At 71.4% G+C, this 11,800-nt stretch carries 14 protein-coding genes; 11 read left to right on the top strand and 3 right to left on the bottom strand.

Features of this window, described 5'->3' with window-relative positions; translation table 11 throughout:
* The first annotated feature begins 297 nt into the window (after positions 1–297).
* From ACFQO7_RS24175 to map, 5 genes are all read left to right on the top strand, one after another.
* Positions 298–1,512 carry an epoxide hydrolase family protein gene (locus tag ACFQO7_RS24175; protein ID WP_376808492.1) on the top strand — a complete coding sequence of 405 codons (1,215 nt, stop codon included), beginning with the start codon at positions 298–300 and terminating at the stop codon, positions 1,510–1,512.
* 95 nt (positions 1,513–1,607) lie between these two features.
* Positions 1,608–2,822, top strand: a complete 1,215-nt coding sequence (locus ACFQO7_RS24170) for an epoxide hydrolase family protein (RefSeq protein ID WP_376808491.1) — start codon at positions 1,608–1,610, stop codon at positions 2,820–2,822.
* Between the two features lie 178 nt (positions 2,823–3,000).
* Positions 3,001–3,630: a hypothetical protein gene (locus ACFQO7_RS24165; RefSeq protein ID WP_376808490.1), complete on the top strand. Its 630-nt coding sequence runs from the start codon at positions 3,001–3,003 to the stop codon at positions 3,628–3,630.
* 3 nt (positions 3,631–3,633) lie between these two features.
* Positions 3,634–4,113 carry a hypothetical protein gene (locus ACFQO7_RS24160; RefSeq protein ID WP_376808489.1) on the top strand — a complete coding sequence of 160 codons (480 nt, stop codon included), beginning with the start codon at positions 3,634–3,636 and terminating at the stop codon, positions 4,111–4,113.
* 77 nt (positions 4,114–4,190) lie between these two features.
* Positions 4,191–4,970 (top strand): type I methionyl aminopeptidase, encoded by a 780-nt coding sequence (gene map, locus ACFQO7_RS24155; RefSeq protein WP_376808488.1) that lies wholly within the window; start codon positions 4,191–4,193, stop codon positions 4,968–4,970.
* A gap of 214 nt (positions 4,971–5,184) precedes the next feature.
* Here map and ACFQO7_RS24150 read toward each other — a convergent pair whose 3' ends face one another.
* Complete coding sequence (locus ACFQO7_RS24150; RefSeq protein WP_376808487.1) at positions 5,185–5,880, bottom strand: ArsR/SmtB family transcription factor; 696 nt, start codon at positions 5,878–5,880, stop codon at positions 5,185–5,187.
* A 65-nt stretch (positions 5,881–5,945) separates the two neighbouring features.
* Between ACFQO7_RS24150 and ACFQO7_RS24145 the strand changes: the two genes are divergently transcribed.
* The 3 genes from ACFQO7_RS24145 (at position 5,946) to ACFQO7_RS24135 (ending at position 8,310) form a co-directional block, all read left to right on the top strand.
* The gene (locus tag ACFQO7_RS24145; RefSeq protein ID WP_376808486.1) at positions 5,946–6,884 is read left to right on the top strand and encodes a cytochrome P450 family protein; all 939 of its coding nucleotides are present in this window, start codon (positions 5,946–5,948) and stop codon (positions 6,882–6,884) included.
* Positions 6,881–7,690, top strand: coding sequence for an isocitrate lyase/PEP mutase family protein (locus tag ACFQO7_RS24140; RefSeq protein ID WP_376808485.1), 810 nt, complete (start codon positions 6,881–6,883; stop codon positions 7,688–7,690). Before ACFQO7_RS24145 ends, ACFQO7_RS24140 begins: the two co-directional genes overlap by 4 nt.
* Positions 7,691–7,809: 119 nt before the next feature.
* Positions 7,810–8,310 (top strand): COG4315 family predicted lipoprotein, encoded by a 501-nt coding sequence (locus ACFQO7_RS24135; RefSeq protein ID WP_376808484.1) that lies wholly within the window; start codon positions 7,810–7,812, stop codon positions 8,308–8,310.
* A 30-nt stretch (positions 8,311–8,340) separates the two neighbouring features.
* On the opposite strand, the gene ACFQO7_RS24130 is transcribed toward ACFQO7_RS24135, so the two are convergent.
* Complete coding sequence (locus tag ACFQO7_RS24130) at positions 8,341–9,333, bottom strand: ArsR/SmtB family transcription factor (RefSeq protein WP_376808513.1); 993 nt, start codon at positions 9,331–9,333, stop codon at positions 8,341–8,343.
* 62 nt (positions 9,334–9,395) lie between these two features.
* On the opposite strand from ACFQO7_RS24130, the gene ACFQO7_RS24125 reads away from it, so the two are divergent.
* The 3 genes from ACFQO7_RS24125 to ACFQO7_RS24115 all read left to right on the top strand — a co-directional run bounded on the left by ACFQO7_RS24125 (position 9,396) and on the right by ACFQO7_RS24115 (position 11,519).
* Positions 9,396–9,521, top strand: coding sequence for a hypothetical protein (locus ACFQO7_RS24125; RefSeq protein WP_376808483.1), 126 nt, complete (start codon positions 9,396–9,398; stop codon positions 9,519–9,521).
* A gap of 148 nt (positions 9,522–9,669) precedes the next feature.
* The gene (locus ACFQO7_RS24120) at positions 9,670–10,308 is read left to right on the top strand and encodes a GNAT family N-acetyltransferase (RefSeq protein WP_360528077.1); all 639 of its coding nucleotides are present in this window, start codon (positions 9,670–9,672) and stop codon (positions 10,306–10,308) included.
* On the top strand, positions 10,305–11,519 hold the full coding sequence (locus ACFQO7_RS24115; RefSeq protein ID WP_376808482.1) for a ThiF family adenylyltransferase: 1,215 nt from the start codon (positions 10,305–10,307) through the stop codon (positions 11,517–11,519). The genes ACFQO7_RS24120 and ACFQO7_RS24115 overlap by 4 nt, the downstream gene beginning before the upstream one ends.
* Here ACFQO7_RS24115 and ACFQO7_RS24110 read toward each other — a convergent pair.
* A complete protein-coding gene (locus tag ACFQO7_RS24110) occupies positions 11,463–11,735 on the bottom strand; it encodes a GNAT family N-acetyltransferase (protein ID WP_376808481.1) in 273 nt (90 codons plus the stop codon). The two genes, ACFQO7_RS24115 and ACFQO7_RS24110, sit on opposite strands and share 57 nt — an antisense overlap.
* Positions 11,736–11,800: the final 65 nt, after the last annotated feature.

Genomic DNA, 11,800 nt, shown 5'->3' with positions numbered 1-11,800 from the left:
GCCCGGCGGTCCGGGGGCGGACCCGGGGGTGCACCGGGGGTCGGCACGGGGGCAGAGCACCTGGCCTGCGGCGATCGTGGACAAGTCCGGTGCGGGCAGACCGGCCGGAACCGCGGGCGGGCCGGGTGCCCGGACGTAAAATCAGCACAGATGGGGGCAATCAATGCCTGACTAGGGCACGTCCACGCGGAGCCGCCGGATCCGGAGTTCCGCCGTGAGAAAGCAAGCGGCACGGCCGCCTTCCCGGTGACGACGAAACGTCGTCCCACCATCCCATCGAGTAGCAAGGAAGCTCTCATGTCTGTCACCAACGACAGTTCGGCGATCCGGCCGTTCACGGTCGAGGTCTCCGAGGCCGATCTCAAGGACATGCGCGCGCGTATCGCCCACACGCGCTGGCCCGAGAAGGAGACCGTCTCCGACCAGTCGCAGGGCCCGACGCTGGCCACCATGCAGGCGCTGGCGCAGTACTGGGCGCACGACTACGACTGGTTCCGGTGCCAGGACAGGTTGAACTCGTACCCGAACTTCATCACCGAGATCGACGGGCTCGACATCCACTTCATCCACGTGCGGTCCAAGCACGAGAACGCCCTGCCGATCATCGTGTGCCACGGGTGGCCGGGTTCGGTCGTCGAGCAGCTGAAGCTCATCGAGCCGCTCACCGACCCCACCGCGCACGGCGGCGCCGCCGAGGACGCCTTCCACGTCATCATCCCGTCGATGCCGGGCTACGGATACTCGGGCAAGCCGGCCGAGGGCGGCTGGGGCCCCGACCGCATCGCCCGCGCCTACGGCGAGCTGATGAAGCGCCTGGGCTATGACCGGTACGTCGCCCAGGGCGGCGACTGGGGCGCGATCGTCGTGGACCTGATGGGCGCGCAGGAGGTTCCCGGTCTGGTCGGTCTGCACACCAACATGGCCGGTGTGGTGCCCGCCGACATCGACAACCTGTTCCAGCGCAACGTCATCGGCGCGGCCAACGCGCTGGAGAACCTGCCGGCCGGGCTGTCGGAGGAGGAGCGGGCCGTCTGCGAGCAGCTCGACTTCACCTGGAAGCACGTCGCGTACGCGCTGCAGATGGCTTCGCGGCCGCAGACCCTCACCGGGCTCGCGGACTCGCCGGTCTTCCTGGCGGCGTGGCTGCTCGACCACGATCCGCGCAGCCTGGCGCTGATCTCGCGGACGTTCGACGGCGTCGCCGAGGGCCTGACCCGCGATGACGTGCTGGACAACGTCACGCACTTCTGGCTGACGAACACGGGTGTCTCGTCCGGGCGGCTCTACGCCGAGAACAGGTTCTCGTTCTTCGGCGTCAAGGGCGTGAAGCTGCCCGTCGCGGTGAGCGTGTTCCCCGACGAGCTGTACCAGGCGCCCAGGAGCTGGGCGGAGCAGGCCTACCCGAACCTCGTCCACTACAACCGGCTGCCCAAGGGCGGGCACTTCGCCGCCTGGGAGCAGCCGGAGTACATGGTCGACGAGATCCGCACCGGCCTGCGGTCGCTGCGCTGAGCAGCCGGGGCGACCGGGTGGCCGCACGCCGCGCCGCCCGGTCGCCCCGGGTCTGCCTTCACCGCCCGAACCTGGACAGCAAGGAACACCCCGCCGTGACAGCCGACACCGACACGACCGCGATCCGGCCCTTCCGGGTCGAGTTCCCCGACGCCGACCTGGCGGATCTTCGCGCGCGGATCCTGCACACGCGCTGGCCCGAGCGGGAGACCGTCGCCGACCGTTCGCAAGGCCCCCAGCTGGCCACGATGCGAGAACTCGCCCGCTACTGGGCCGAGGAGTACGACTGGCGGCGCTACGAGCAGCGGCTGAACTCGTACCCCAACTTCGTCACCGAGATCGACGGGCTCGACGTCCACTTCCTCCACGTGCGCTCCGCGCACCCCGACGCCCTGCCGATCGTCATCTCGCACGGCTGGCCGTACTCGGTGGCCGCGCTCTTGAAGATCATCGAGCCGCTGACCGATCCCACCGCCCACGGCGGCACCGCCGAAGACGCCTTCCACGTCGTCATCCCGTCGCTTCCGGGCTACGGGTTCTCCGGCAAACCGACCGAACCGGGCTGGGGACCGGACCGGATCGGCCGCACCTGGGCCAAGCTCATGAAGCGGCTCGGCTACGACCGATACGTCGCCCAGGGCGGCGACTGGGGTGCGATCATCACCGATCTGATGGCCGCGCAGGAGGTCGAGGGCCTGGTCGGCATCCACACCAACATGGCCTGCGTCGTGCCCGACGACATCGACAACCTGTTCCAGCAGAACGTCATCGGCGCCGCCGACGCGCTGGCGAACCTGCCGGCCGGGCTGTCCGAGGAGGAGCGGGCCGCGTGCGAGCAGCTCGACTTCACCTGGAAGCACGTGACGTACGCGCTGCAGCAGGGCTCGCGGCCGCAGACGCTGACCGGGCTGGCCGACTCGCCGGTGTTCCTGGCGGCGTGGATGACCGACCTGGAGGCCAAAAGCCTGGCGCTGATCTCGCGGGCGTTCGACGGCTCGGCGGAGAGCCTCTCGCGCGACGACGTGCTCGACAACATCACGCTGTACTGGCTGACGAACACCGGCGTCTCCTCGGCACGGCTGTACGCGGAGAACAGGTTCTCGTTCTTCGCCGCCAAGGGCGTCAAGCTCCCGGTCGCGGTGAGCGTCTTCGCCGACGAGCTCTACCTGCCGCCGCTCAGCTGGGCACAGCGTGGCTACCCGAACCTCATCCACTACCGCCGGCTGCCCGCGGGCGGCCACTATCCGGCCTGGGAGCAGCCGGCGGCGTTCGTCGAGGAGGTCCGCACCGGTCTGCGGTCGCTGCGGTAGGCCGCCACCCCTGTTCGGCGCGATCTACGAGAAGATCGCACCGTCGGCCAACGCGGCCAATGCGGCCACCGCGCCGCAGACGTGGCAGACCTACGACGTGACGTTCCGGGCGGCCCGGTACAACGGGACCGCCGAGACCGCTCGCGGCTACCATGACGGATCCTGCCGAAGGAGAGACATGATCGCCCCCGTACCGACCGACCTGCCCGCGTCGGTGCCGTCACGGATCTACCAGGAGGAACCTCGGCCACGATCTGTCGTTCTCCGTGTCTTCCTGGCACTCGTCGTTCTAGGCCTGGGCATCGCGGTCGTCGGATTCATCCGAGAACTCGCCGACGCTCCGGCTGCCGGGCCGACCGGACCGGCCGTGACGGTGCGCTCGCCGGAGACGCTCGGCGGCCGAGCCAAGACCACCGACGTTGAGTGGGCCCAGGAAGGTGCCCGTGCCGCGTTGGCCGACGGTGCGAAAGCAGCCTTTTACGAGACGTACGGCACGGCGCTGGACGAGAACGCGGTGATGGTGTTCGTCGCTGCCGGGCCCATCGGTTCCCCGGAACGCGCCGTGGCCAATCTGCTCCTGTCGGTGCGGAAGCAGAGGTACACGGTGATGGACTTCAGCGAGATCGATCCAGGCCCGCTCGGGGGTGTCGCCCAGTGCGGCAGGGTGTCGGGCGAAGGCGGGAGGACGGCCATGTGCGTGTGGGCCGACCACGGCAGCAACGGCATCATCGAGTGGTACTTCTCCTCACTTGACGAAGCCCGAACCGAGTTCGTCAGCGTGCGCGCAGAACTCGAATTTCTGGCATAGCCCATGGCGAGACGGAGTTGGTGGGAAGGCGCGCGCTGGTACGCGTTCACGGCCGTGATCCTTGCCGTTCTGCTGGGATCGGAAACGGCTCGGCTGTGGCGGGCATGGCAGGTGCACGGAACCGTGCTTGCCGGGCCGCTTCTGGCCGCGATGGTTCTGGCGCTGGTCACGGGGGCGATGCTGTGGTGGCTGGGCTGGATCTTCGTGTCGGAGCGCGTGTCCCCGACGTGGAACCTCGTGCTGTTCGTCGGCGGCGGGCTGTGGGCCGTCGGCATGCTGGTGCTGTTCGTCGGGACTCACCAGATGCGCGGTGTGCGGCTCGTCTATGAAGCGTTCGAGCGGCCCGACACGGCGTCGCAGGTCACCGCCGTGGCTTATCAGGCGTTCGTCTGGGCGGGGATGCTGGTGGCGATGTCGGTGTTCGCCCGCTCCTGGTATCGGGCTGGGGGCTTCGGGGCGGACACTCCGCAGCCGATGCCGTAGGCGTCCCTTCGCCGCAACCGGCCCACGTGGTATAAAAATGCCGGTATAGAAATACCACGGTTAAGGAGGCTGCTGTCGTGATCGAGCTGAAGTCCGCCGACGAGATCGGCCGCATGGCGGTGACCGGCCAGTTCGTCGGAGAGCTGCTGGCTGAGCTGAGCGGGATCGCCGCGGTCGGTGTCAACCTGCTGGACCTCGAACATCACGCCCGCCGCCGGATCGCCGAGCGCGGCGCGGTGTCCTGCTACTGGGACTACGCGCCTTCGTTCGGTCGCGGCCCGTTCCGCAACGTGCTGTGCCTGTCGGTCAACGACGCGGTGTTGCACGGCCTGCCGCACGACTACGTGCTGCGCGACGGCGATCTGCTCAGCATCGACATGGCCGTCGGCATCGACGGCTGGGTCGCCGACTCCGCGCTGTCGTTCGTCGTCGGCACCCCCGACCCGGCCGACCTGAAACTCATCGAGGCCACCGAGGTCGCGCTGGCGGCCGCCATCACCGCCGCCCAGCCAGGCGGCCGCCTCGGCGACGTCTCCCACGCGATCGGCGAGGTCGCCCACTCCTACGGCTACCACGTCAACGGCGAGTTCGGCGGCCACGGCATCGGCCGCACCATGCACGAGTCCCCGCACGTCGCCAACAGCGGCCGCGCCGGCCGCGGCGTGAAACTCGTCCCCGGCCTCACCATCGCGATCGAGCCCTGGCTCTGCCAGTCCACCGACCGGGTCAAGTACGACGCCGACGGGTGGACGATCCGCTCCGCCGACGGCTCGCGCACCGCGCACTCCGAACACACGGTCGCCATCACGGCTTCCGGGCCCCAGGTGTTGACCCGTCGCCCCGCCATGGCTGACTGACCGGGCCACGGGCACGCTGCCCGCGGCCCGGCCACGTCGCTCAGCGCAGGGTCGCCGCGCCCGCGGCGGCATCGGCGACAAGGACGGGGTGGACGCGCTGGAACACGCGCGCCGCAGGGGCTTCGGTGAACTGGTCGCCATCCTGTCGCGCTGAGCCCCAGCAAAGGGTCAGCCGAGTCCGGCCAGTCCAGGCAGAGCCGGGGCCGAGGCACGCTCAGCCGGCGTCGATGCCGAACAGCTGATGAAGAGCGTCGGCACCGGACGGGGTGATCCGGAGGGCGCGGCCGGTGCCGACGGGTTCAAGCCAGCCCGTGTCCATCGCGTGCGTGCGTAACGCCGCCCCGAGCACACCCGCGAGGTGCGGGCGGCGTTCGGTCCAGTCGAGGCAGCTACGGACCAGCGGACGCGAGCCGCGCCGTTTCTGGTCCAGGTCGATCCCGAGGCCGGCCAGCCAGGCACGGCCCGGCTCGGTCACAGCCAGGCCTGCCTCCTGGGTGACTACACCGCGTGCCAGCAGGGCGTCCGCCAGGGCGACGCCGAGGCGGCCGGCGAGATGGTCGTAGCAGGTCCGGGCGTTCGCCTCGGCGCTACGCCGGACGCTGTCCCGCAGGTTGCGCGGCGCGGGCGCGGCAGCCGACTTCGCCGCGAACGTGGCCAGATCCTCGATCAGCGCGGCGGTCTCGGGGCCGGCCAGCCTCAGGTAGCGATGTCGGCCCTGGCGTTCCTCGACCAGCAGCCCTCCGTCGACGAGCCGGGACAGGTGCTCGCTCGCGGTCGACGCCACGACGCCCACGTGGCGGGCCAGTTCGCCCGCCGTCCAGGCGCGGCCGTCCAGCAGCGCGAGGCACATCGCCGCCCTGGTGGGGTCGGCCAGCAGCCCGGCCAACCGGGCCAGCGGTAACGCGGGCATGGGGCCATCTTGCCCCAGCCACGGTTCGGCGCGCGCCGAAGTGTTCCGCACCTAACGTCGGCCACATGACGATCTACGCCCCGACCGCCGTCACCGCGTACGCCGATGCCCGCGCCGTGCTCGAAGAACCGCGGCTGGTCCCCGAACCCGCCGTCGTGGCGGACGCGCCCGGCGGCTCTCTAGCCTGGCTGCGCGCCACCGTCGCCCGCTTCACCGGCGACGCGCGCGTACACGCCCGCCGGCGTGCCCACGCGATGACGGCGCTTGCCGACCTCGACCCGCGCGAACTACGCCAGGCGGCGGCCGGTTCGGCGGTCGGCTCGGACGACCGGCACACGGTCGTACGCGTCCTGGCCGAGGCGCTGGGCATGCCCGGCCCGGACGAGGTGGCCGAAGCGGTCGTAGCGATCTCCGCCGGATATTTCGGCGGCGAGCTCACGCCCGCCCAGGCGAAAGCCGCCGACAAGGCCGTCGCGTCGCTGCTCGTCTGGACCGCCCAGGCCGGTGGCGAGGCGGACTCGGAGGCCGCCGCGCAACGGATCGGGGTGCTGGTGCAGGCATGCGACGCGACCGCCCGACTGGTCGAGAATGCCCGCCGAAGCGCACCGGACGGGCCTCCGCCAGGTGGCGCGGACGCTCTCCTCGCAGCGGTGCTGCGGCATGACCCGCCGGTCACGACGCTGCGCCGACGCGCGCCGGCCGACATCCGCGTGGGCGGGCTGGACCTCCGGGCCGGGCAGGTGGCGCTGATCGACGTCGTCGCCGCTGCGCCGGGGACGCCCGCCGACCGGTCCGATCCGGACAGCGGGGAGCAAGACGAGCAGGCGCATTTGGCCTTCGGCGCAGGGCCGCACCGGTGTCCGGGCCAGGCCCAGGCGCTGGCGCTGGCCGCCGGACTGCTGGCACGCGACGAGTTGGCCGCGAACGTCGCCAGCGCGCTCGATTACCACGCCGAGGCCGTCGGCCGCTTCGGTGCCTCCGACGACCCCGAGGAGCAGGCATGAGCACCGTCGGCCCATCCGCCGCCAGCGCCTTCCGCGAGCTGCACCACCGCACCGGCGCGCCGTTGCTGCTGCCGAACGCCTGGGACCACGCCTCCGTGGCCGCGCTGGCCGTGGCCGGCTTCGTCGCCGTCGGCACCACCAGCCTCGGTGTCGCGGCCGCGGCCGGGCTGCCCGACGGGACCGGCCGGACGCGTGCTGAGACGCTGCGGCTGGCACACCGGATCGGCGGCGGGTCCTTTTTGCTCACCGTCGACGTCGAGGGCGGCTTCAGCGACGACCCGGCCGAGGTCGCCGACCTCGTGGCAGAACTCGCCGAGGCGGGTGCGGTCGGCGTCAACCTGGAGGACGGCCGCGCCGACGGCAGCCTCACCCCGCCGCGCCTGCACGCGGCGAAGATCACCGCGGTCAAGTCGGCCGTACCCTGGCTCTTCGTCAACGCCCGCACCGACACCCACTGGCTGGGCGGAGGACGTGAAGGGGAGACCGCCTCCCGCCTGGCGGCGTACCAGGACGCGGGCGCAGACGGTGTCTTCGTGCCCGGTCTGACCGATCCGGCCTCCGTCGCGGCGGCCGTGGGCGCGACCACGTTGCCGCTCAACGCCCTGGCCACCCCGGACGGGCCCTCGCTCGCCGGCCTCGCTGACCTCGGAGTGCGCCGAGTCAGCCTCGGTTCGCTGCTGTTCCGGCTGGCCCTTGGCACGGCCGTGGACGCGGCCGTTCACCTTCGTGCGAACGGCGTTCTTCCGCAACTGCCCTCGATTCCGGGCTATGCCGTGGTACAGGCCCTGGCCTTCCCGGAGAGCTGAGGAGACCACGTGCATCGGCTTCGCGGCCCAGCGGCGATAGCACCGAACCCGCCCGAGCCCAGGCCCGGCCGACTTAGGATTGCGCAGGTCAGGACCGGCCTCACGGGAAGGGATTTGACATGGGCTCCACGAAGTCGACCGGGCCGCGCCGAGCGGTCATCGCACTGGCGTTCCTCGCCGCGGCGCTCATCGCCCCGGCGGCGGCCCGCGCCGAGAGCGGCGTCACCGGTCACGGGATGACCGGGCTCGCCGCTGAACAGGTCACCGTTCAGACGAAACAAGGCCCGATGGGCGCCTACCTCACCGATGGCCAAGGCAGGTCGCTGTATCTGTTCGCGGCGGACACCGCGGGGACCTCCACGTGCGAGGGCACCTGCGCGGCTGCCTGGCCGCCGCTGGTCACCACTGGTGCGCCCCAGGCGGGTTCGGGCGTCAGCGCGGACAAACTCAAGACAGTGGCCCGCCCCGACGGCAGCATGCAGGTCGTCTACGACAACCACCCGCTGTACTACTTCGTCAAGGACGCCAAGGCGGGCGACACCAACGGCCAGGGCCTGGACGCTTTCGGCGCCCTGTGGTGGCTGGTCGCCCCGGCCGGCTCCGCGATCACCTCCCGCTGATCCACTCGCGCCCGAGGCCGTACTGCGGCTTCAGCCGCCGAGGGCATCGCCCAAGGCCGTGCGCTGGTAGCGGACGGACTGGCCGGTGCGTATCCCGGTCACCAGTCCCGCCTCCCGCAGCACGGCCAGGTGACCGCCGATCGTGCCGAGGCTGAGACCGAGCTGGCGGACGAGCTGCGTGGTGGTCGCCGGCACGGCCAGCGCCCGCAGCACGTCGGCCCGGTGCGGTCCGACCAGCCGGTCCAGGGCCTGCGGCGCGGCCGCGCCCGACGGCGGGCCGAACAGGTCGGCGATGCCACGGGCTGGGTAGACCAGTGCGTACGGCCAGGGCGGCTCGACATAGCTGATCAGTGTGCCGAAGACGGTGGGCATCAGCAGCAGCCCTTTGCCTCCGAGCCGGTATCGCTCCCGCTGGGAGCGGGGGCCGGTGCGCACCTCGATGGTCCCGGTGGGGCCGTCGGAGTGCCAGCTCACCCGGGGGTCGAGGTCGGACAGCGCGGCCGCCCAGCCGTACATGGCGAGGTGCCCGGCGCGGCGTACGAGGTCGCGTTCGAGCACCGTACGCAGGCGCGGCCAGTCGGGTTCGACGAGGGCGTGCCAGCCGGCCTCGATGGCTTCGGCCAGCCGGTCGAGCACGTCGGGGCCGTCGAGGATGCGCTGGACGTACAACGGCGGGGTGCGTAGTCCGGCGAGGTTGCGGGCGAGTTCGACGCGCACGCGCCCCGGCGGCGTGGCCCGGACGACGGCCAGTTCGGCGGCGAAGTCGTCACCGGTCCCGGTCGGCGGTGGGTGGATGAAGTCCGCGTTGTAGGCGCCGCGCCGGAACAGGGCCGTCAGCGCCCCGACGGCGGGCACCGCCCGGCGCAGTTGCTCGTACCGCGGGCCGATCCGGTCGGCCCACGGCCGCAACGGGCCTGCCTGCTGGACCCCGGCCGCCACCCGCAGCGCCTGCACCGCCTCGCCCAGCGGCGAGATCGCGTACCGAGTGCGCGCCACGTCGGCCGGGCTCACCTCGATGGCCAGCATGTTTCGCCTCCACGCGAAAGCTTACCCGGGTACGCCCCGTCGGCCGGAAGCTCACCGGCATGACGATCACCGACACCACCGCACCGGCCACCTACCGGGAGGTCTTCGCGGTACGCCAGTTCCGGGTGCTGTTCACCGGCTACGCGCTGTTCCTGGCCGGGCGGGCCGTCACGCAGGCGCGTTGACTGCGCGGCCGGGTCGTGGCGTCGACGTGGCTCGATGGCCCTATCCGGGCGGCTGAGGCGGGTCCTCCGCCGTATCCCATAGGCTCCGAAAAGATCGGCGGACATCGAAGTCGCGGCCATGAAATCATCAGACCACGAGGGGTGCCGCGTGCCCTTTCCGGTGACCATCGACGGCGGCGACATCGTCCTGCGGGAGCTGTGCGAGCAGGACCTGCCGCCCCTGACCCGGCTCTACACCGATCCCGAGCTGACCCAGTTCATGGGCTTCGACAAGCTCGCGGCCGACGAGGTGCCCGACGCCCTGCGAGCGCACCTGGCCGCGGCCCGCCGCACGCCGCGCACCCAGTACACCCTGGCCATCACGGTCGACGGCGCACCCGACCTGGTCGGGGTGGTCCGGCTGCTGGTGGAGGAGTACGGCCGCAACGCGATGCTCGGCGGCCTCATCGTGATTCCCGAATCGCCGGGCGTGGGCCGCGGCGTGACCGCGTCTCGCCTGCTCATGGCGTACGGGTTCGGCCCGCTCGCCCTGCACCGCATCTGGGGCGGCAGGCGCACCGACTACCTGCGCATGCACGAGCGGATGACCCGGCTCGGCCTGGTCCAGGAGGGGTTCATGCGGGAGCTGTTCCACACCCACGGCGTCTGGCACGACGTGGTCAGCTACTCCGTGCTCGCCCACGAGTGGAAGCCGGACGGGCCTGAGGTGTCCATCATGGAGTCGACCGCCCCGGCTGCTTTGTCGGCCTCCGGCCCGGCCGGCCTCGTGTGGAAGGAGGACCGGTGAGCATCCCGGAACTGCTGGCCGACCGGGAACGCGACGGCGACGTGCTCGCCTGGCGTCCCGAACTGTTCCGGCCGGGTGGCGAGGACGACCGTCAGCGGTTCGAGCGACTGCTGGTCTCCGGACGGGTGCGCGAGGTCTGCGACACGTTCGCCGAGCAGGTGACCGACCTGGTCGCCACGTTGCATCCGCCGCTGAAGGGTGATCGTGACCAGCTCGCGCGGCTGTCGGCCGAACACCTGGGCGGCGTCGAGCCGTGGCGGGCCGGCACGTGGGTGTTCTATCCCTGGTCGGGGCGGCTGGTGCACCTGCTGGACCGCGACGACTTCCGGCTGCTGCGCACCGACCGCAACCGGGGCAAGATAAGCCGGGAGCAGCAGCGCAGCCTCGCCGGACGGCGCATCGGCGTGATCGGGCTGTCGGTCGGCAACAGCGCGGCGCTGACCCTCGCCACCGAGGGGATCGCGACCGCGTTCACCCTGGCGGACTTCGACACCCTGGCCCTGTCCAATCTCAACCGGTTGCGCGCCGGGGTGCACGAGCTCGGCGTCAACAAGACCGTCATCGCGGCCCGCCAGCTGTTCGAGCTCGACCCGTATCTCGACGTGGACGTCTATCCCGACGGCCTGCACGACAACAACATCAAGCAGTTCTTCCTCGGCGGCAGTGGCCCGATCGATCTGCTGGTCGAGGAGTGCGACGAGCCGCGTATCAAGCTCGCCGCCCGCGAGTGGGCGCGTACCTGCCGCATCCCGGTCCTGATGGACACCAACGACCGGGGCATGCTCGACATCGAGCGCTTCGACCTGGAGCCCGACCGGCCGCTGCTGCACGGCGTTCTCGGCGCGATCGGTTCGGCGGACCTGGCCGATCTCAGCCGCGCGGAGGTGATCGACAGTGTGCTCAAGATGATCGGCGAGATCAGCCCGAAGCTGGCCGCGTCGATCCCGCGCATCGGCGTCGACTTGAGCAGCTGGCCGCAGCTGGCCTCTGGGGTGAGCCTCGGGGGAGCTCTCGTCGCGGATGTCGCCCGGCGTGTGCTGCTGGGCGAGTTGCGCGAGTCGGGCCGCTTCTACGTGGACCTGGACCTGCTGATCCGCGACGGTGCCGGCATCGACTCCCGGGCCGACCGTCTCGGCGCGGAGGGGCCCGGTGTCTCAGTCCTCGGGGACGAACGCCGCCGCGACCTCGGACCGCACCGGCCAGCCGAGTGACTGGTACAGGCGCCGTCCATCGTCGGTGGCCACGAGCAGCCCGGTGGTCATCCCGTGGCGCGCGGCGTGGTCGCTCAGCGTCCGCATGACGGTGGTGCCCAGGCCGCGGCGCTGGTGCGCCGGTGCGGTCTCCACCTGGTCGATGATCGACTCGCCGGCGGGTGCCAGACGTCCGGAAGCCGCCGTGGCGCCTGCGCGGTCGACGACGGTCGCCACGACGACCCCACCGGCGGTCGCGACCTGACCAGATCCGGCAGGGCGGTGAGTGTGCGGTCGACGGG

It is taken from the genome of Catellatospora aurea (assembly GCF_042663325.1).
GTDB lineage: Bacteria > Actinomycetota > Actinomycetes > Mycobacteriales > Micromonosporaceae > Catellatospora > Catellatospora aurea.
This window is presented reverse-complemented; position numbering and strand designations above follow the sequence as displayed.